The sequence below is a fragment of the Polaromonas sp. genome (assembly GCF_030689685.1).
Lineage (GTDB): Bacteria > Pseudomonadota > Gammaproteobacteria > Burkholderiales > Burkholderiaceae_C > Polaromonas.
Genome location: NZ_JAUYEY010000061.1, coordinates 15,443 through 35,080 on the forward strand (window position 1 = coordinate 15,443; position 19,638 = coordinate 35,080).

The window sequence follows — 19,638 nt, forward strand, 5'->3', positions numbered from 1 at the left end:
GTCGCTTACTGCGTGTAGCTCCCTGCCTCGGGGGGCCCTGCGCCTGCGGCGCCGGCAAAGCCGGACCTGCGGCCCCTGCTTGAACAGAGGTGCCTTCGTGGACGCCTCTTTTGATCTGTTTCTCCTGAGCTTGTCGGAGTGTCGAAGGATGCGACCCAAGGGGCACTGCAAGATTTCCCCGCTGCCCGGACAATAGCGGCACCTTTCACCCTCCTGCCTTCCCGCATGCAACTCTCCCAACGCCAACTCATCATCCTGGTCCTGCTGACGCTGGCCTGGGGCTTCAACTGGCCGGTCATGAAGCTGGGCATTGCCGACTTTCCCCCGCTGACCTTTCGCGCACTGTCGATCTGGCTGGGGCTGCCGGTGCTGGGCCTGGCGATGGTGGTGATGAAGGTGCCGTTTTTTGTGCCGCGCGACAGGTTCCGCGAGCTGTTCTGGCTGGCCTTTGCCAACATGTTTGTCTGGCATGCGCTGATCATCGTTGCGCTCAAACACCTGAGCAGCGGCCGCGCCGCCATTCTCGGCTACACCATGCCGATTTTTTCAGCGCTGCTGGGCGCCTGGTTTTTCGGCAACAAGCTGACAGCGCGCAGTTGGGTCGGCGTGGGCGCGGCGGCGCTTGGCGTATCGCTGCTGCTGTGGCACGAGCTGACCAACCTCAGTGGCGCGCCGCTGGCCGTGCTGTGTGCGCTGATAGGCGCGGCGACTTGGGCCCTAGGCACGCACAAGCTGCGCAACACCACCATGCCGGTGGCCACGCTGACCATTTCTTTCTGGATGACGGCCATGACAGCGGTGGTGCTGAGCGTGCTCAGCCTGCTGTTCGAAGTGCCGCAATGGAAAGCGCCCAGCGTCGCCACCTGGTGGTCGATTGGCTACAACGCTGTGCTGATTTTCGGTTTTGCACACGCCGCCTGGTACTTCCTGGCGCGCAGCCTGCCCCCCGTGGCCTCATCGCTGAGCGTGATGATGATTCCCATCCTGGGCGTGTTCTCGGGCGCGCTGGGTCTGGGCGAGGTGCTGCACTGGCAAGACTGGGCTGCGGTCGTGCTGATGGTGGTGGCGATTGCTTCGGTGCTGGTGCCAGGACGGGCGGCGGACAAGTGAACTCGCGCTGAGGGCGGCCGCTCCCCCTCTTCACCAGCCGGGGCCGCGGGTCCGGCTTTGCCGGCCCGCAGGCGCAGCGGCCCCCTCGGGGCTGGTGCCTGCGGCTCCGAACCTGCTTGAGCAGGTTTGGACAGGGATCAGAAGCGAAGCCTCTGGCGAGCGGCGGCCTGCAAGGTGCAGGGAGTTACGCGGAGCGAACGACCGTGGGGGCCACACTCATCGCCAGGCACAAATCGTCCCAGGCCTTGGCCTTGTCGCCGAGGCTGCGCAGCAGATAGGCCGGGTGGTAGCTCACCACCACCGGCACACCGAGGTAGTTGTGCACCTGGCCGCGCAGCTTGCCGAGCGGGATTTTCTGCACTTCGGGCACGCTGTCCTGCAGCAGCGACTGCGCCGCGAACTTGCCCAGCGCGAGAATGATTTTTGGTTGCAACAATTCGACTTGGCGTTTCAGGTAAGGCGCGCACTGCGCAACTTCCGCAGGGTCCGGGTTGCGATTCGCCGGCGGGCGACACTTGAGCACATTGGTGATGAAGATATTTTTAGCCACACCGGGCCGGGCCGCGTCATCGTTGCCGCGCTGCAGCCGCATCGCCAGCAGCATGTTGTCGAGCAGCTTGCCGGCCTGGCCGACAAAAGGTTCACCGGCGATGTCCTCGTTTTCACCGGGCGCTTCGCCGACGATCAGCCAGTCCACGGCCGGTGCGGCGTCCCCAGCGACGGGGCCGACGCCAAACACGGTGTTTTTGCGGCTGGTGCACAGCGCGCAGGCGCGGCAGCCGGCCACTGCGGCCTGCAAGGCTGGCCAGGCCATCAGCTCGATACCGGCCGGGCGCGGCTGCAGGCCGGGCGCGCGTGCAACGGTGGGCACCGGCGCCGCCTGAGGCGCGCGGGCGGCCGCGACCTGCGGACGCTGGGGTTCAGCATCAAATCGGGCCTCAGCCCTTGACGGACGGACGTGATTAGCTACTGAATTCATAGCAACCGAAAGATCGGACGCAGCCACCACAGGCGGCGCTTGCCAGATACGCACACCCATCTCGCGGAGCATGGCGCGCTGGCGTTTGTCGAGGTCCAGGCTCATGACAGGCCCAAGCTCATGACCACTGCGTCTTCACGCTGGCCGTTGGCCGCTGGGTAATACTGGCGGCGCGTGCCGACATGGCGAAAGCCGTAATGCGCGTACACGGCGCGCGCGCGCTCATTGCTCACGCGCACTTCCAGCCACAGCCACAAGGCGCCCTGGCTGCGCGACCAGAGCACCAGCGCGTCGAGCATCACGCGGGCCCAGCCCTGGCGCTGGTGTTCGGGTGCGACGGTGATGTTGAGCAGGTGCACCTCGTCCACCCCCTTCATCGCCACAAAATAACCGAGCAATTCGCTGTCGCCATCGGGCCCGGCGGCCAGCAACTGCGCCTGGTAGCCGGCGTTGAGCGAGTCGCTGAAGTTGCCCCGGCTCCAGGGGTGGTCGTAGGCGCTTTGCTCCACCCGCAGCACCGCATCGAACCATGACGCGGTCATCGGCTCGAAACGGGCTTCGAAGGGTTGCAGAACAGCGTTCATTGGATAAGCTCCGCCCTGCGGGCTGCGGTATTCGCCTTGGGAACGGCCCGGCGGCTCATGGTGGGGTGGCGAGCGCGGCCCGGGCCTTGACCCTGGCGCGCTCTTCGGTGGTCAATGCTACTTTATCGCGCACATACAGCGGCAGCGCCTGCGCCGCGTCCACCCCGTGACCGGCCGCCAGCAGCGCCGGCGCCAGCCGCAGCATGGCGCTGGCCGTGGGCAGGGCTTCAACACACTGCGCCGCCGGCCAGGCCGGCAGGCGGCCTGCGTACACCTTGAACACATTGCCGGCCAGCAGGGTGTCGGCCGTGCACGGTACCAAGGCCTCGGGCCGGCGCAGCGTGCAGGTGTCCAGCGCCGCCCAGGCGCCGGCGGCCCAGGCAAAACGCTGCACATACATCTCGTCCATGCGGGCATCGAGCAGCGTCGTGAGCTGCAACGCATCCGCGCCCGGCTGGTACTGGAAGCGCGCTTCTTCGGCGACCGCCAGCAGCGTATCCAGCGGCAGCACCGGCAGCTTCGTGCCCAGCGCCAGGCCTTGCGCGACCGAGCAGGCGGTGCGCAGTCCGGTGAAGGAACCGGGCCCACGGCCGAACACCAGCGCATCGAGCCCGTCCAGCCTCAAACCGGCTTGCGCCAGCAGGTCCAGGATGGTCGGGATCAGCGTGCGGGACGCCTGCGCGCCGCCGGGGCCGCTGTGCTGCCAGACATGATTGCCGTCGGTCAGCGCCACCGACAGGATCTCGGTGCTGGTGTCGAAGGCCAGGAGTTTCATGGAGTTCACAGTCAAATCAGGCCTTGGCCCTTGTGGGACGGGCATAAACAGCTCTCATTTAGATAGCAAAACAAGCCTATTTTTTAGCAATAAAAGAGATATCTTGACTGAGATGAGTAAATTTACAATACTGAGTAAATTTACTCATAATCAATTATGACTTTTCAGCGCGCCCAAGTCCAAGAACTTCGCAAAAGATTTGGTGAGGCGTCACGCTTCATCACCATCGTCGCTGGACCCCGGCAGGTAGGAAAAACGACCTTGGTACATGCCGCGCTTGCGGATATTGACCATGAGTTTATCGCCGTTGATCAATATGAAGAGTTGGCACCACGCTCTTTTGGCAGCTACGGCGAAACCAGCGCCGAACCCACCGGCGAAATCAGGGACGCCGCATGGTTGATTCGCAAATGGCAGTTCGCCCGAGAGCAGTACAAACAGAAGAATGCAGATAACCCTGACAAGGCTTTTGCGCTCGTCTTTGACGAGATCCAAAAAATCCCTCGTTGGTCTGAAATAGTCAAAGGCCTGTGGGACGCCGACCGGGCTGCTGGGTTGGATATGCACGTGGTGTTGCTTGGCAGCTCGCCGATTCTGATGCAGAAAGGCCTGACCGAAAGCCTGACAGGGCGGTATGAGTTGATACCTGTCACGCACTGGTCTTTTCAGGAAATGCATGAGGCCTTCGACTTCACGCTCAACGAGTATTTTTTCTTTGGTGGCTATCCGGGCAGCGCGCCCCTTATTCGCGACGAAGGCCGCTGGCGCAACTACGTGCTGGCAAGTTTGGTGCAGCCCAGCATAGACACCGACATCCTGCAAATGGTGCGGGTGGACAAACCCGCGCTGCTCAAACAGCTCTTTACCTTGGGCAGCAGTTACTCGGGGCAAATACTTGCACTCGGCAAGGTGAAAGGCCAACTCGATGGCGCGGGAAACGAAACCACCCTGGCAGGCTACCTCGACCTGCTCGGCAATGCGGGCTTGCTCATGGGTCTGCACAAATACCACCGGGGCGTGGCACGGCAACGCGCGTCACCACCCAAGTTCAACGTCTTGAATACGGCGCTCATGTCGAGCGCCACGCCTTACACGTTTGCCGAAGCCCAGGCTGATCGCTCGTTCTGGGGGCGGCTTGTAGAAAGCTCTGTGGGTGCGCATTTGTGCAATACAGCCACAAGCAATGAAAAAGTTCACTACTGGCGTGAGAGCCCCCATGAAGTGGACTTCGTCATCTCGGATGCGAACCGGCTAGCCGCCATTGAAGTTAAAAGCGGAGCCAACTACGGCAGGTTGTACGGTCTGGACGCATTTGCGCAGCAGCACAAAGATTGCCGGAGCTTGCTGGTAGGTGCAGGCGGCGTGGAATTGACGGAATTTCTGTCGTATCCATTAGCCCACTGGCTGGAACATACATGAGCGCCAGCATCGATCCCGCGCAAAATCGCTTGCCCATTGAGCGCAGAGTGCGTGTGCGCCAGTCCGACGGCGCCCTGTCAGCACCTGAGCCCATCAGCCATTTCAGCGCAGTGCGTGCCTGGGTATTGATAGGAAACCCGGGCGCCGGGAAAACAGACGCATTTAAGGAGCGCAGTGCAGCGGAGGGCGGTGACTACATCACCGCCCGCAATTTCGTGGATTTAGAGCAATCCCCCACTGTCTCGCTTCTTTTTGTTGATGGCCTCGACGAAATTGCAGCCGGCAATGCGTTGGGCTTTACGGCACTCGGTCAGATGCGCACCAAACTGCAAAGAATGGGTACACCCAAGTTCCGTATCTCCTGCCGGGAAGCGGATTGGCGCGGCAGTACAGACAGCGAGGCACTGCGACATTTGGTAGGTGAAAAAGATTTCCTGGAACTGCACCTTGAACCCTTAAACAGCCAAGAAGTTGAGGAGCTGATCGCTCACTGGCAACCCTCAAGCGCGCAAAAAGCCGCGGACTTCATCAAGGAAGCAGAAAAGCACAACCTCGACGGACTGCTGGACAACCCCCAAACTTTGCGCATGCTGGTGGAAGCAACGGCCAGTGGCTGGCCCGCGAATAAAACGCAAACCTACCAAATGGCCTGCGCAAAACTTATGCGAGAACATAACGATCAGTGGCTTGCAGTCACACGAGAGGACGCCCACCCAGACGACGAGCTTCTTCAGGCCGCTGGCTATTTGTGCTCCCTCATGCTGCTCTCGGGCGGCGCTTCCTTGGCGCTTCAAAGACCAGGCAACAAGCAAAAGGATGTGCTTTCTCTACCTCAATTGCGCAGCAACGAATCCGCCCCAGACATCGGACTTTGCCGCGCGGCACTTCACACCCGGCTCTTCAGAGGCAATGGCAGTGGTGAATTTTTTCCAGTTCACCGCACCGTGGCCGAGTACTTGGCGGCCCAATACATTGCCAAGCGGATCAACGCAGGCCTGCCTTCAAAACGCGTATTGGCACTGATGTTGGGTGAAGACGCTGGCGTTGTGCCTGAGTTGCGGGGTCTGCATGCCTGGCTTGCTGCAACTGCGACAGGGAATCTGCGCATGGAGTTCATAGACCGTGATCCGCTGGGCGTAATTCTCAACGGCGACGTGCAAAGTTTCACGCGTTCAGAAAAACTGCGAGTACTCGACGCACTGAGCAACGAGGCGAAGCGCTACATCTACTTCCGAAGCCAGAATTGGGTCAGCCAGCCCTTCGGTGCATTGGCCACCGCGGACATGGAAGGAGATTTTCGGAGTTTGCTACGTTCGAGCGACCGCAGCCCCGCTCATATGGCATTGATCGATTGCGTACTGGACGCGATCGCCCATGGGCAGCGGATGCCTGGACTCAATGCAGAACTGGAGAAAGTTGTCCGAGACACAAGTTACTGGCCAGGCTCACGGACAGAGGCTTTGCGGATTCTTATCGCATTTGATCGCCGGGATGATAAATGGTCGATTTCCAGAACATTGCTGGAAGATATTCACGCCGGCATAGTGGAAGACAGCGAGGATGAATTGCTTGGCACCTTGCTTTTGGCTATGTATCCCGGCCAACTGTCACCCGCAGAAATATGGTCTCACTTCAGAAAACCGAAATCCAATGCACTGTTAGGGTCCTACTGGCGGTTTTGGCATGACTTGCCTGGAAAGAGCGCGCCCGACGATGACATCCCCATCTTGCTCGACGCCATCATCGCCCGCAGTTACCAGCTAAGCAACCAACACGACCATTTGAGATCTGCCAGGATTGTTGGAGAGCTACTTGTAAAGGGAGTTCGCCAAGTTGGATCGATGTTGACCATATCGCATCTTTACCAATGGCTGTCTCTGGGACTAGGTCCGCACTATCACTCTCCGCTAGAACAAGAGCACAAAGAAGCGCTTGGAGAATGGCTTAAAAATCATCCTGCCAAGTACAAGGCGCTTTTCGAGTTCGGCCTATATCTCGAACTCGAAACCAAGAAATCGGGAATGAGTTTGATATGGCCCGTTCGCCGTCATCTCTATGATGCCCCCATGCCTCACGACGCAGACAATTGGTATTTGTCTTTGGCGAAAAAATCCCCCCACAAAGAATTGCGCAGGGAGCTTGTTGCAGAAGCCTTTCATCTGACGGAGGTCAAGAGAGGGGCCGATGACGCCCTTCAATTAATTGAGGTGTGGCGGGTGACCCATCCGGATGATGCCACCTGGGTCGACGAGTTTTTGCAACGCCCATATCCCCGGCAAGGTCTTGATCAGGAAAGCATTGACCTGGAAATTGAGTATAAAAATAGAACTCGCGAAGAGGAGCAACAAAAGCTTGCTTTTTTTCAACGAACGCTTCCCGGTTTCCTCGAAGGACCTGCGGACCTGGGAGCCTTGATTGAAATCAGCAACGCCTATCTCAATTTCTTTCACCATTCCAATGAAACGACTCCAGATACACGCCTGCTGGAGCTATTGAATCAAAACCAGGAATGGAGGGAGCTGGCTTTGCATGGTTTGCGCCAATGCCTATTCCGCAAAGACTTGCCAACCGCCAGCGATATCGTCGAACTCAATGCCCAAGGCCGCCGCTACAACTTAGCCACGCCCTGCATGGCAGCCATGGCGTTACGTTGGGCAGAAAATTCAGCCACGGCCTTGGAACTGCCCGACCCAGTCATCGAGACGATGGTCGCATTTCGCCTGACCAACGACTACGACACGACGCCGGAATGGTTCAAGCGTCTGACCACTACGCGCCCCGACATTCTCGCGCTCGTTATGGGGCCGTTGATCAATGCGCAAGTCACGGCCAAAAAGGAACACGTCGATGGCCTGTACGCGCTTGCGCATGACGCTGACTATGCAGAAATTGCGAAGCTCATCACGCCCGCGCTTCTCAAAAATTTCCCCAGCAAGGCACACAATAAGCAATTGAAAAGCCTGCGCTTGCTGATCGTTTCGCTCATGACCAGTCTGGACAAACCCGTCCAACTGGAAATCATTGCTGACAAACTTGGGGGTAAACCAAGCGATGTTGCACAGCACGTTTACTGGTTCACGGCAGGTCTGCAGGCGGCGCCCGACCTCTACCTCAATACCGCCAGACAATACATCGCCCATACCCAAACTCGAATCAGTCATCTGATTGAGCTTGTACATGAACAACGAGAGAGGGAGGGCTCAAGAATCGCGCTGCCTGTGGCGGCACTTGAGTTTTTGATTGAAATTCTCGGGCCGCGATGCACTCCGCGATGGCCAAATCAATCTGGTTGGGTATCTCCTGCCATGGAGTTGGGCCGGTACGTGGAGGGGCTTATCTCGACGCTTGCCGGCAATCATGATGACGACGCCATGCAGGCCCTTGCCGCGCTGCTGCAGCATAAAACTCTGAAGCAATGGGAAGACTCCCTGCGCCGCGCAATGTTTGACCAGAGGTTGACCAGACGGAAAGCGTCGTTCCAACCCGCATCGGTGACGAAGGTCTCCTCCACATTGGCCAACCTGACGCCTGCGAATGCCGCCGACTTGTGGGCACTGACGCTTGATCATCTACAGCAGCTCGCACACGAAATCCGGAATGGCAACACCAATGGATACCGCCAATATTGGGCTGGCGGCAAGTCCAAGCTGGAAGACGAATGCCGTGACAACCTGTTGTTTGCACTCCGGCCGCGCCTTTCCCCGTTGTCGGTCAGCGCAGAGCCGGAAGGCCGCTACGCCGACGAAAAATGCGCAGATATCAAGGTTTCATCACAGGGTTATCACATCCCTATCGAAATCAAACGCGAGATGCACAGGGGCTTGTGGAGCGCCATCTCCAACCAGTTGATTGCCAGATACACGCGGGAACTGGCATCGGACGGCTACGGCATTTTTCTCGTGTTCTGGTTTGGTGGAACGGGCCAACCAGTGGCTGGCGACGGCGGAACAAAACCCAAGACTGCCAGTGAGTTGCAAGAAAGGCTGCAGCGAACCGTGCCGGCAGGTTATGAAAACAAAATCACCGTCTTGGTCGTTGATTGCTCCTTAAGACCAGCGGGGAAGGTCAGGTAGCAAATCAGGCCTTGGCCCTTGTAGGACGGGCGCCATCAGCTATTAAATCAGGAGCAACCACCGACGCACGCTGCGCCTGCATAGGCACGCCAAACACAATGCCGACCGTCACCAGCGCCAGCCCGGCCAGCAAATTCCAGTGCAGCGGCTCGCCGAGGAAAAACACCGCCCCGAGTGCCGACAGCCCCGGCACCACGGCGGTGATCATGGTCGAGCGCACCGGGCCGAAATACTGGACCATCTTGGTGAAGGTGATGCCCGAGACCACCACTGAGCCCAGCAGGCAGATGTCCAGCGAGCACGCCCACAGTCTTGGGGGAAAAACGCATGCCCCGATTATCCGGGCAAGTCGCAAGGACCGGACTCACACAGATAATCAGTCATGCTTGTGAATTTCCTTTCCGCCCGGCTGCTGCTGGCCACCGCTCTGGTCCTGCTGCCGGCCTGGGCGCTGGCCCAGAAGGCCCCGGCCGCCGTCAAATCGCCCAAACCGGTGCTGCCGGCGGCGATCAGCAAGGCCCTGACCCGCGCCCAGGTCCCGACGGATGCCGTGACCCTGCTGGTGGTCGACGCCACTGGCAAGGCGCCGCCGCGCCTAGCCCATCGGGCCGGCGAACCGATGAACCCGGCCTCGGTCATGAAGCTGGTGACCACCTATGCGGCGCTGGACCTGCTGGGGCCCGAGTTCACCTGGAACACCCGCGTGCTGATGGACGGCAGCATGTCCGACGGCGTGTTACACGGCAACCTGATCGTGCGCGGCGGCGGCGACCCCAAGATGGTAGTAGAGCGCCTGCAGGCGCTGCTGGCACAGGTGCAGTACAGCGGCGTCAAGGTGGTGCGCGGCGACATCGTGCTGGACCGCAGCGCCTTCCAGACATCGGCCCAGGACGCGGGCGAGTTTGACGGCGAGCCGCTGCGGCCCTACAACGCCAGCCCGGACGCGCTGCTGATCAACTTCAAATCGCTGGTGATGCGTTTCACGCCCGATCCACTGAACAATCGGGCGCTGGTGGCAGTCGAGCCGCCGCTGGCCGGCATCGTGATTGACGACAGTGTGCCGCTGGCGCGCGTGGCGCGCTGCGGCGACTGGCGCAGCGAGCTGCGTGCCAGCGTCGACAACCCGAACCGGCTGCAGTTCAGCGGCAGTTATTCGGTCGCCTGCGGTGAACGCGTCTGGCCCAGCGCCTATGCCGAGCCCGCGAGTTTTGCGGCGCGCGCGCTCGAGGGTTCCTGGCGCGCCCTGGGCGGGCTGCTGACCGGCACAGTGCGCGACGCCACGGCCGGCGAGCTGGCGCTGCTGCGTGCGCGCGGCACGCTCTCTGGCGAGAAACCTCCGCTGCGCCTGGATGCGCCCTCGCTGCCGCTGCGCGAGATCGTGCGCGACGTCAACAAGTATTCCAACAACGTGATGGCCAGGCACCTGTTTCTGAGCCTGAGCCGCCAGCGGGACGGGCAGCTTGACCAGGCCTCGCCCGAGACCGGCCGCGCGGCGCTGGCCGCCTGGTGGAAAAAATTGCTGCCGCAGCAGCCCGCACCGGTGATGGACAACGGCTCCGGCCTGAGCCGCATCGAACGGGTCACGGCCAATGGCCTGGCGGCGATGCTGCAACACGCCGCGCAAAGCCGCGTCGCCCAGGACCTGCTCGACTCACTGCCGGTCGCCGGCATGGACGCCACCATGCGCGAGCGCGCCAAAAATGTCGCTGGCCAAGCCTTCATCAAGACCGGCTCGTTGCGCGACGTGACGGCGGTCGCAGGTTATGCCAACGGTGCCAGCGGCGCGCGCTACATCGTGGTCGGCATGGTCAACCACCCGAATGCCGGAGCGGCGCGGCCTGCGCTGGACGCCTTGATCCAGTGGGCCGTGCAGGAGCGCTGAGACTTCAAAACGCATTCAAGCGCTCCGGATGGGATAGCTGCTTGCTACTGATGGCCTACTTTGCCCGCGAAACCTGAGCAGCACCGGACTGGGCGTCGGCAATTGCTGAAGCCGTAAAACTGGCGCGGCGCGTGTTGCCGGCTTTGACCGCCCAGTGCGTGCCCCGGTCTGACACCGAGACGTTGCCGTAAGTGCTCACAGGCTGGCCGGTGTAACGCGACTTCGGCAGCAGCCAGACCATTTCTTCGAGGCTATGGAGGTGGCTGGCTTCAAACAGCGACGTACCCGCCGCATCGCGCTGCTCGGTCCAGACGACCGCCTGCCGCATGGTCATGAAATCGGCCAGCCGTGTCATGGTGTACCAGCGAAACTGTTCAGGACCTTTTGCCTTGGCGTAAGCCAGCAAATCCTGCAGCACATCGGGCCAGACATTGGCGCCATTGGGGTGCATGTAGATCATCCGGGTGGTGTTGTGATTCACCGCAAAATCCACTGAATCGCGGTACCAGTCGATGACTTCCTGTTTGGGTACTTTGTTGACCTGAAACTCTTCGAAAGTGGCGTAGCGCCCCGCCGGTGTGACGGGAAAAACCCACAAGCCCGGGTTGCGCAGTTGGCCCTCGCGGTACTGCCGGGTAGGCCCCAAGCCGGTATGGCCGCCAAAATAAACGGCCACCACACCTTGCTGCTCCAGCCAGTCCATGGCCCAGGTCGGGTTGTTGCCCACAGGGGGTGAATACTGCCGCATGGGTGGGCCAAAGGTCGAATCGATGAACGCCCTGATTTTTTGAACCAGTGGCAGAAAACTGCTGGGAACCACTGGCGGTGTTGAAGTCGTCAGCCCCAAATAGGGCCGCAAGGCGTGGCTCACGGTGTTCCTGATGGAGGCCACGTTCTGCTCCAGATAGGGGAGGAACGTGGCACGGTTGGACTCGTTGACATTGAGTCCGTAGTAGTCGTGATTCCAGCCGCCGTGGCTGCCGATGGCGTGTCCTTTTTTGGCAAAGCGCCGCAAGATATCCTGCGCGACCGGGTTGTTGTCCAGGTTCCAGCCTTTGCCGTCTCCCACAGTCACCGCGTCAGGACCGGCCGTCATGTCGATAGAAAACGGCCCGTCGTCGAAGATGCCGAGTTTCTCCAGCGTCAGGGTCGGTTGCTGTGCGGTGAACGAGTCTAGGTGCCAGTCCAGCGTCAGTCCGGGCACGGCATTGGGCACGGGCGACAGTCGCGCCAACTGCAGGACATTGTGTGCAAAGTAGTGCAGAAAGCCGTGCAGCGGCAAACCATCGGTGCGCGCCACCTTGAGATAAGTCAAGGGCAGATTCACAAACAGCACCTGCCCGCGCCCGACTTTGTTCAGCCCTGCCACCAGGCCGGCCTGCGGCGATGTCGCCAGCGTCTTGCCAGTGAAGGCGCCGCGCGTGACAAAGCTCGAATACTTCAACTCTCCCAAAAGGTAGCCGCTGTAAGTTTCCAGAACGTCCCCAGGCATGGGGGCGCTTGGCAAGCCGCTGCCCGCTGACGCGGGCGGCGTGCTCTCGGCCAGGTAAGTGGTGGGGGTGTCAACTGCTGCTGTTGCGGCGGGCGCGGGAGGAGCCGTTGCCGAAACTGTTGCGAGGGCTGCATCGCGGTTGGCGTCTGCGACATACGCAATGGACTTGCCCGGCGGGACCTGCAGCGCGCGCATGGTGCTTCGCATGGCGGTCACCGGCCCTATTGCGGTACTTTGTTCACGCAGCGCGTGGTAGAGCCCATAGTCCACGCCGGCCAGGTCGCTCAACCTTGCACTGGGAATGGCGTAGGTTGGTTTTTGGTTGCCGTCCAGTGCGAAGATGCCAAAATCGTGAACCAGCAGGGTGTTGCCTCCCGCCGAGGTGTAGTCGCGCACTGCCTTGAGCAAGGCCTCGGTGGCGATGGGGTGCAGCACGTCGGGCAACACGAGTCCCCCGTACTTGAGGGCTGCGGGCCCGAGAGCCATGAATTCGCTGTCGGTCACAGGCTGCAATCGCAGGCCGTCTTCAGAGGCAGCATCTATCCATGCAGTCACTTCGGGTGAAACCAGTTGCTGGCCGTCCGGGACCAGCAGCATCAGCAGGCCAGGGTCGGCGACCTCCGGTAGTTTGTCAGCCACAGGCGGCCGGCCGTTCTCTGGCGCGCCGGCCAGAGTGTTTTGCTCCGCGCAACCGCCCAAGGCTGCTGTCAGCAGCACTGAGAAAAAGCAGATCAGGACGGTGTTACGGGAAGAGCGGAAAAGTGTGAACAGGGGCGGAAAATGCATTGGAGGCAAACGCAGTCATGGATGTCGAACGCGCGGTGGCCCTCCATCTTGCGCAAATATCTCTCAACCCTAACCGCGCACTATTTCAAGTCACGGGCGGATGGGAGGCCACACTTGTAGGACATCACGCCGTAAAAGCTCATAGTTGCAGGGTGCGGGCCGCCTCCAGGTGCGCCTTGACCCGTTGTGCCAGCGCAATGCGCCAAAGTTGATGGTGCTGGGCTCGGCCAGAAAAACGCAGGGTGATCAAGGACATGGCAACTCCGGCCCATCAGGGCGTCCAGAGGGCGGCCGTGGCACCGGGCGACAAGGCGTCCAGGCGTTGGTGCATCAGGGCAAACCACAGCGGCGGCAACATCGCCAGCATCAGGCAGCCCGCGTAACCGGTGGGCAACTGCGGGCCGGGCAAGGCAGCCAGGGTGGGATACGGTTTCCACGCGTGCATGTGGTGGTCAGAGTGGCGCTGGTTGGCCAACAGCGCGTTGCTGAGCACATGGTCGGCGTTCCAGGCGTGGTTCAGGCCGAAAGCCTCGCGCCGCCCGCCTTCGCTGTTTCGGCGCAGGCCGTAATGCTCGATGTAGTTCACGACCTCCAGCAACAGAAAAGCGACGACCGATTGCAGTGCGAAAAATGCTATGAATTTAATAGCTGTTTGCGCAGGCAGGTAAAGGGCTGGCAGCACAAAAAGCATCAAGAAAGCGGCTGTGCTCCAGGCCAGCGGGCTGCGCAGCCAGGTGCTTTTGAACTGGGCAATACGCTGGGCTTCCAGTTGCCAGCCGCTAGCCAGGCTGCCCCAGAGGGTGCGCGGCAAAAACCGGTACAGGCTTTCACCCCGGCGCGCCGACGCCGGGTCTTCCTGTGTGGCGGCGCGCGGGTGGTGGCCCCGGTAGTGCTCGACCATGAAGTGGCCGTAACAAACGCTGCTCATCAGTACCCAGGCGCAAAAACGGTCCAGCTTTGATTTGCTGTGGCCCAGCTCGTGCGCAAAGGTGATGCCCTGCGAGCCGGTGATAAAGCCCACACTGAAGGCCAGGCCCAGCACGGTCGGCCAGTCGGACTGAACGGCGGCATAAGCGCCCAGCGTGATCAGCGCCAGTTGCAGCAACACATACAGCCGAAGCAGCCACTGAAACCAGGCCAGGCGGCTGTTGTCGGCAGCAAGCGCCGCGGGCGAGGTTTTCCCGCCAGGCAGCAGGGCATCGAGCAGCGCAATGCCGCCCCAGACGGCGAAGGTCCAGAAGGCGGCCTGGGCGGGCGCGTGGGCAATGCTATACAGCGTCAGCAGCGGCAACAGCCACGCCAGCAAAAAGCGGAGATCGGACGGGCGCATGGCGGCTACTTTCTCATGCCGGGCGGTGCGTGGCAAGTTTTCCAGGGCCCGGATTCAGGACTGGAGCAGCCGCTTCAGGTAACGCCCGGTGTGGCTGCCGGGGTTGGCCGCGATGTCTTCGGGCGTGCCCACACCGACCACACTGCCGCCGCCGGCGCCGCCTTCTGGCCCCATGTCGATCAGCCAGTCGGCGGTTTTGATGACGTCCAGGTTGTGCTCAATCACCACAATGGTGTTGCCGGCGTCGCGCAGCTGGTGCAGCACCTTGAGCAGCAGGGCTATGTCGGCAAAATGCAGGCCGGTGGTCGGCTCGTCCAGGATGTAGAGCGTGCGGCCGGTGTCGCGTTTGGACAGCTCCAGCGCCAGCTTGACACGCTGCGCCTCGCCGCCCGACAGTGTGGTTGCGGCCTGGCCGAGCTTGATGTAACTCAGGCCCACATCCAGCAAGGTGTGCAGCTTGCGCGCGATCACCGGCACCGCCTTGAAAAACTCGGCAGCGGCTTCGACCGTGAGGTCGAGCATCTGCGCGATGTTTTTCCCCTTGTACTGCACCTCCAGCGTCTCGCGGTTGTAACGCATGCCGCGGCAAGCGTCGCAGGGCACATAGACATCGGGCAAAAAATGCATCTCGACCTTGACCACGCCGTCACCCTGGCAGGCCTCGCAGCGGCCGCCGGCCACGTTGAAGCTGAAGCGCCCCGGCCCATAGCCGCGTTCACGCGCGGTGTTCATCTCGGCCATCAACTCGCGGATCGGCGTGAACAGGCCGGTGTAGGTGGCCGGGTTGCTGCGCGGCGTGCGGCCAATCGGCGACTGGTCCACGTTGATGACCTTGTCGAAATGCTCGATGCCTTCAATGCTTTCGTGCGGCGCCGGCTCTTCATGGGCGCGGTACAAGGTGCGTGCCACGGCAGCGTACAGCGTGTCGTTGACCAGTGTTGATTTGCCCGAGCCCGACACGCCGGTGACGCAGGTCAGCAGACCAACCGGAAAATCGACGCTGACACTTTTCAGGTTGTGACCGCTGGCCTTGATCACCTTGATGGCCTGCAGGTTACCCTGGGTCAGCAGGTGCTCCGCCTCGCGTGCTGCGCGTTTGATGCCGGCCGCACTGGGCGCAAATTTGGAGGGTTTGGCCGGGTCGCGGTAAGGTGCCTTCACCACCGTGGGCAACCAGGGCGTGCGGCGCTTGGGCACGGCAATGGCGAGTGTGCCCGCCAGGTATTGGCCGGTCAACGAAGCCGGGTTGGCGACCACGTCGGCATAACTGCCCTGCGCCATCACGCGCCCGCCGTGAATGCCGGCGCCCGGCCCCATGTCGATCACATGGTCGGCGGCGCGGATCATGTCCTCGTCGTGTTCCACCACCAGCACGCTGTTGCCGATGTCGCGCAGGTGTTTGAGCGTACCGATGAGCCGGTCGTTGTCGCGCTGGTGCAAGCCGATGCTGGGCTCGTCCAGCACATACATCACGCCGGTCAGGCCCGAGCCGATCTGTGAGGCCAGGCGGATGCGCTGCGACTCACCGCCCGACAGCGTCTCGGCGCTGCGGTCCAGGCTCAGGTAATTCAGGCCGACGTCGTTGAGGAACTTCAGGCGCAGGCCGATCTCGCGCACCACCTTGCCGGCAATTTCGGCTTTGGCGCCTTCCATGGACAGGGCGTTGAAATACGCAAAACTTTCGCGCAGCGTGACGTTGCTGATCTCGTAGATCGCCTTGCGGCCGGCCACACCCACCAGGTAAACATGGCGCGCCTCCCGGCGCAGGCGCGTGCCTTCGCAGTCGGGGCAGGGCTGCACGCTGCGGTAACGCGCAAGCTCCTCGCGCACGGCGGCCGAGTCGGTCTCGCGGTAACGGCGCTCGAAGTTGGTGATCACGCCTTCAAACGGATGTTTCTTCGTGTGCTTTCTGCCCGCGCTGGCGCCCGAGTCGATGACATAGCTGAACTTGATGTCCTCGTCGCCCGAGCCGTGCAGCACCACCTGCCGCACCGCGTCCGGGAGTTTTTCAAACGCGGTGTCGATATCGAAGCTGTAGTGTTTGGCCAGGCTTTCGAGCATGGAAAAGTAGTAGGCATTGCGCCTGTCCCAGCCCTTGACGGCGCCGCTGGCCAGGCTCAGCGAAGGGAAGGCCACCACCCGCGCCGGGTCGAAAAACTCCATGTGGCCCAGGCCGTCGCAGCTTGGGCAGGCGCCTACTGGCGAGTTGAAGGAGAACAGGCGCGGCTCCATCTCGCTGAGCGAGTAGCTGCAGACCGGGCAGGAAAATTTGGCGCTGAACAAATGCTCCTTGCCCGAGTCCATCTCCATCGCCAGGGCTTTGCCGTCGGCCAGGCGCAGTGCGGCCTCAAAACTCTCGGCCAGGCGCTGCTGCATGTCGGGCCGCACCTTGAGGCGGTCTATCACCACGTCGATGTTGTGTTTCTCGGCCTTTTTGAGCTTGGGCAGCTCGTCAAACTCGTACGCCTGGCCATCGACACGAAAGCGCACATAACCCTGGGCCTGCATCTCGGCGAACAGCTCGACAAATTCGCCCTTGCGCTCGCGCGCCACCGGCGCCAGGATCATGAGCTTGGTGTCTTCCGGCAGGGCCAGCACATGGTCGACCATCTCGCTGACGCTTTGCGCCTGCAAGGGCAAATCATGCTCGGGGCAGTAGGGCGTGCCGGCGCGCGCAAACAGCAGCCGCAGGTAGTCGTGAATTTCAGTGACGGTGCCGACGGTGGAGCGCGGGTTGTGCGAGGTCGCTTTCTGCTCGATGGAGATCGCCGGCGACAGGCCCTCGATCATGTCCACATCGGGCTTGTCCATCAGTTGCAAAAATTGCCGCGCGTAAGTGCTCAAACTTTCAACATAACGGCGCTGGCCCTCGGCGTACAGCGTGTCAAAAGCCAGGCTGGACTTGCCCGAACCGCTGAGCCCGGTGATCACCACCAGCTGGTTGCGCGGAATGTCCAGGTCGATGTTTTTGAGGTTGTGCGTGCGTGCGCCGCGGATGCTGATCCGCTGCATGGCCAGACTCTGCGCCAGGTAGCGGCTGGGGTCCGGCTCAGCCACATGCCGACCGTCTACAGCCGCAGGCGCAAGGTATTTACCGTCGTTGGGAGAGTTCACTGGGTGTGGGCGCCGCAAAACCCACCATCATAGACTGCTAAGTGCTTATGGTGGACTTCTGCCCCCGCGCTTGGCGGAGGAGGCGAATTGGTTCGCCGACGATGTTGGCATTCTTTGAAAGCGCTCAAAAGGGCGCTTTGAATAAATAACTTCTTTATGAAGCGCTAGAAAGACGTCCAGACGTCTAAAATACCCGGTATCAACAGGAGTCCGAAATTGCGTAGACGACCAGGCGAAGTGCGGGATGCCATTGTTCAAGTGCTTGAGGGTAGACATCATGGCGCCAGTGTTCAAGAGATCACAAAAGATGTGATCGATCTGATTGGGGCGGTTCCGTCTTCGTCCGTGAGGTCGTACCTGCAACTAAATACGCCAACTTTGTTTGCGCGGATGGAGCGGGCTCAATATTCTTTGAGTGGATTCCAGGTTGCACCTGAGCTGAGTTTGCCGACCCCGCGAGACGAGACAGAAAGCTTTCAATATGGCCGAGCCTCGCTGATTCTGGAGGACTGCACGGCTTGGTTGAACCGTCAGCCGGCAAATTCACTTCATGCGGTTGTCACTGACCCCCCTTATGGTCTGGTGGAGTACTCAAGCATTGAGCAAAGCAAGTTGCGATCAGGAAAAGGCGGGGTGTGGCGCGTTCCCCCGAGTTTTGACGGGTCCAAACGAGCGCCCTTGCCTCGCTTTACAGTTCTCACGCCCGCTGATCTGGAAGCTTTGGAAAAGTTTTTCTTGGCATGGGGGCGTAGCTTGATACGTGTTCTTGTTCCTGGCGCAAATGTCGTTGTCGCCAGCAATCCCCTGCTTTCTTACCTGGTGTCTGGAGCGCTCGCGCGGGCGGGCCTGGAACGCAGGGGAGAGTTGATACGTTTGGTCATGACCATGCGGGGCGGTGACCGGCCCAAGGCTGCGCATGTGGAATTTGATGGCGTGAGTGTGATGCCACGCTCCATGTGGGAGCCGTGGCTTCTGTTTCGCAAGCCGCTTGAAGGCCGCGTGCAGGACAATCTGCGCAAGTGGGGCACGGGTGGGTTCAGGCGAATCTCGGCTGACAAACCCTTTGGAGATGTCATTGAATCTGCACCAACGCGGGCTTCAGAACGAAAATTTGCCAACCATCCCAGCCTAAAGCCGCAGGCTTTTCTACGCAAAGTGATTCGCGGTGTGCTACCGCTGGGCGAAGGGACCATTCTGGATCCCTTTGCAGGCTCAGCGTCAACGCTAGCCGCCTCGGAGGCGGTTGGTTATCAGAGCATCGGCATTGAGCAAGATCGAGCCTATTTCGAATTGGCCAAAGAAGCGCTTCCTAAGCTTGCGAGTCTGAGCCTTGACTGATCACTGTCTGTAAATCCAGTTTGTTCTGAGCTTGGCTATGCCCTTGGCGTGTAATGTGGCGGTGCGCGTACCGAGTTCACCGCGTGCGTTTTTGCGAAAGTCTTCTACCTGAACTTCGCCGAGGTAAATTTCCGTGAAACGCATGGGTAGACGCGCAATGGCGGGCTCGGTCACGGTATCAACGCCATATACGAAAACACACATCCACTGATTGCGTGCGCCATGTGTGTCAACGGCGCCGCCAGATTTTCGTGTTGTTTTAACCTCCACGCCAAATTCACCGGCCTTCGCAGCATTGAGCGGGTATTTGCCTCGGACTACCAAATCCGGGTGGCCGTTGAAGTAACTATTGACGACCAAGGTTCGAGAATGTTTTGCGAGGCTCGCTGTGAGCATATCGGAAAGGACTCCAGACATGATCGCTGGCCGAAGGGTGTCGTCAAGCCGCTCAAGCCCTTTCGCCACAAGGTTTGTATTTACGTCAAAGAAAAAATCATAGATGTCTTGAGTGGCAAGCAGAAAATCATCAATGCGAAGCTCAAACGCAGCACCGCAGCGTTGTTGACCTTGGTTAAATCCAGGCTGTTGCGAATGACGGACATGGAGGGTTTGCCTGAAATTGATGTTGCTGCGGATTCTGACATGAAGGGGCGACGTGAACAGTGCGTGCGCCCGCGGAATGGAGCGCTGTCGTGACCAAGGAGGCGAATCAAAGACAATAGCCAACTTGCCCTCTGGCTTTGCCGCCACTTTCCA

Annotated in this window: 12 protein-coding genes and 1 pseudogene; 5 read left to right on the forward strand and 8 right to left on the reverse strand. The window is 60.7% G+C overall.

Annotated features, from left to right (window positions below):
- Positions 1-225 precede the first annotated feature (225 nt).
- Entirely contained in the window at positions 226-1,110 is an 885-nt protein-coding gene (locus Q8O29_RS14460) for a DMT family transporter (protein WP_305563961.1), read from the forward strand.
- Between the two features lie 184 nt (positions 1,111-1,294).
- Here Q8O29_RS14460 and Q8O29_RS14465 read toward each other — a convergent pair whose 3' ends face one another.
- Genes Q8O29_RS14465 through tsaB form a run of 3 tightly spaced genes read right to left on the reverse strand, consistent with a single transcriptional unit; the run spans position 1,295 to position 3,448 of the window.
- Positions 1,295-2,194, reverse strand: a complete 900-nt coding sequence (locus Q8O29_RS14465) for a uracil-DNA glycosylase family protein (RefSeq protein WP_305563963.1) — start codon at positions 2,192-2,194, stop codon at positions 1,295-1,297.
- Positions 2,191-2,673 (reverse strand): ribosomal protein S18-alanine N-acetyltransferase, encoded by a 483-nt coding sequence (gene rimI, locus Q8O29_RS14470; protein ID WP_305563965.1) that lies wholly within the window; start codon positions 2,671-2,673, stop codon positions 2,191-2,193. Before rimI ends, Q8O29_RS14465 begins: the two co-directional genes overlap by 4 nt.
- Positions 2,674-2,728: 55 nt before the next feature.
- The gene (gene tsaB, locus Q8O29_RS14475; protein WP_305563967.1) at positions 2,729-3,448 is read right to left on the reverse strand and encodes a tRNA (adenosine(37)-N6)-threonylcarbamoyltransferase complex dimerization subunit type 1 TsaB; all 720 of its coding nucleotides are present in this window, start codon (positions 3,446-3,448) and stop codon (positions 2,729-2,731) included.
- Positions 3,449-3,604: 156 nt separating this feature from the next.
- On the opposite strand from tsaB, the gene Q8O29_RS14480 reads away from it, so the two are divergent.
- Together Q8O29_RS14480 and Q8O29_RS14485 are read left to right on the forward strand one after the other, a co-directional pair.
- Positions 3,605-4,867, forward strand: coding sequence for an ATP-binding protein (locus Q8O29_RS14480; RefSeq protein ID WP_305563969.1), 1,263 nt, complete (start codon positions 3,605-3,607; stop codon positions 4,865-4,867).
- Positions 4,864-8,940 carry an NACHT domain-containing NTPase gene (locus Q8O29_RS14485; protein ID WP_305563970.1) on the forward strand — a complete coding sequence of 1,359 codons (4,077 nt, stop codon included), beginning with the start codon at positions 4,864-4,866 and terminating at the stop codon, positions 8,938-8,940. The genes Q8O29_RS14480 and Q8O29_RS14485 overlap by 4 nt, the downstream gene beginning before the upstream one ends.
- Positions 8,941-8,944: 4 nt before the next feature.
- On the opposite strand, the pseudogene Q8O29_RS14490 reads toward Q8O29_RS14485, so the two are convergent.
- A pseudogene (locus Q8O29_RS14490) lies at positions 8,945-9,220 on the reverse strand (EamA family transporter); the annotation flags it as partial.
- A gap of 102 nt (positions 9,221-9,322) precedes the next feature.
- On the opposite strand from Q8O29_RS14490, the gene dacB reads away from it, so the two are divergent.
- On the forward strand, positions 9,323-10,822 hold the full coding sequence (dacB, locus tag Q8O29_RS14495) for a D-alanyl-D-alanine carboxypeptidase/D-alanyl-D-alanine-endopeptidase (RefSeq protein WP_305563975.1): 1,500 nt from the start codon (positions 9,323-9,325) through the stop codon (positions 10,820-10,822).
- A 55-nt stretch (positions 10,823-10,877) separates the two neighbouring features.
- Here the strand turns inward: dacB and Q8O29_RS14500 are convergent, their stop codons facing one another.
- The 3 genes from Q8O29_RS14500 to uvrA all read right to left on the reverse strand — a co-directional run bounded on the left by Q8O29_RS14500 (position 10,878) and on the right by uvrA (position 17,442).
- The gene (locus Q8O29_RS14500; protein WP_305563977.1) at positions 10,878-12,953 is read right to left on the reverse strand and encodes a hypothetical protein; all 2,076 of its coding nucleotides are present in this window, start codon (positions 12,951-12,953) and stop codon (positions 10,878-10,880) included.
- 418 nt (positions 12,954-13,371) lie between these two features.
- A complete protein-coding gene (locus Q8O29_RS14505) occupies positions 13,372-14,430 on the reverse strand; it encodes an alkane 1-monooxygenase (protein ID WP_305563979.1) in 1,059 nt (352 codons plus the stop codon).
- 54 nt (positions 14,431-14,484) lie between these two features.
- On the reverse strand, positions 14,485-17,442 hold the full coding sequence (uvrA, locus tag Q8O29_RS14510; protein WP_305564052.1) for an excinuclease ABC subunit UvrA: 2,958 nt from the start codon (positions 17,440-17,442) through the stop codon (positions 14,485-14,487).
- 411 nt (positions 17,443-17,853) lie between these two features.
- Here uvrA and Q8O29_RS14515 point away from each other — a divergent pair, with 411 nt between their 5' ends.
- Positions 17,854-18,882: a DNA methyltransferase gene (locus Q8O29_RS14515; protein ID WP_305563981.1), complete on the forward strand. Its 1,029-nt coding sequence runs from the start codon at positions 17,854-17,856 to the stop codon at positions 18,880-18,882.
- Here Q8O29_RS14515 and Q8O29_RS14520 read toward each other — a convergent pair whose 3' ends face one another.
- On the reverse strand, positions 18,883-19,632 hold the full coding sequence (locus Q8O29_RS14520) for a hypothetical protein (RefSeq protein ID WP_305563983.1): 750 nt from the start codon (positions 19,630-19,632) through the stop codon (positions 18,883-18,885).
- Between the last annotated feature and the right edge of the window lie 6 nt (positions 19,633-19,638).

Coding starts and splice junctions, on each gene's coding strand:
- Q8O29_RS14465 (WP_305563963.1), bottom strand. CDS start 2,194: ATGAGCCTGGACCTCGACAAACGCCAGCGCGCCATGCTCCGCGAGATG.
- Q8O29_RS14505 (WP_305563979.1), bottom strand. CDS start 14,430: ATGCGCCCGTCCGATCTCCGCTTTTTGCTGGCGTGGCTGTTGCCGCTG.
- Q8O29_RS14485 (WP_305563970.1), top strand. CDS start 4,864: ATGAGCGCCAGCATCGATCCCGCGCAAAATCGCTTGCCCATTGAGCGC.
- rimI (WP_305563965.1), bottom strand. CDS start 2,673: ATGAACGCTGTTCTGCAACCCTTCGAAGCCCGTTTCGAGCCGATGACC.
- Q8O29_RS14480 (WP_305563969.1), top strand. CDS start 3,605: ATGACTTTTCAGCGCGCCCAAGTCCAAGAACTTCGCAAAAGATTTGGT.
- uvrA (WP_305564052.1), bottom strand. CDS start 17,442: ATGCAGCGGATCAGCATCCGCGGCGCACGCACGCACAACCTCAAAAAC.
- Q8O29_RS14460 (WP_305563961.1), top strand. CDS start 226: ATGCAACTCTCCCAACGCCAACTCATCATCCTGGTCCTGCTGACGCTG.
- tsaB (WP_305563967.1), bottom strand. CDS start 3,448: ATGAAACTCCTGGCCTTCGACACCAGCACCGAGATCCTGTCGGTGGCG.
- dacB (WP_305563975.1), top strand. CDS start 9,323: ATGCTTGTGAATTTCCTTTCCGCCCGGCTGCTGCTGGCCACCGCTCTG.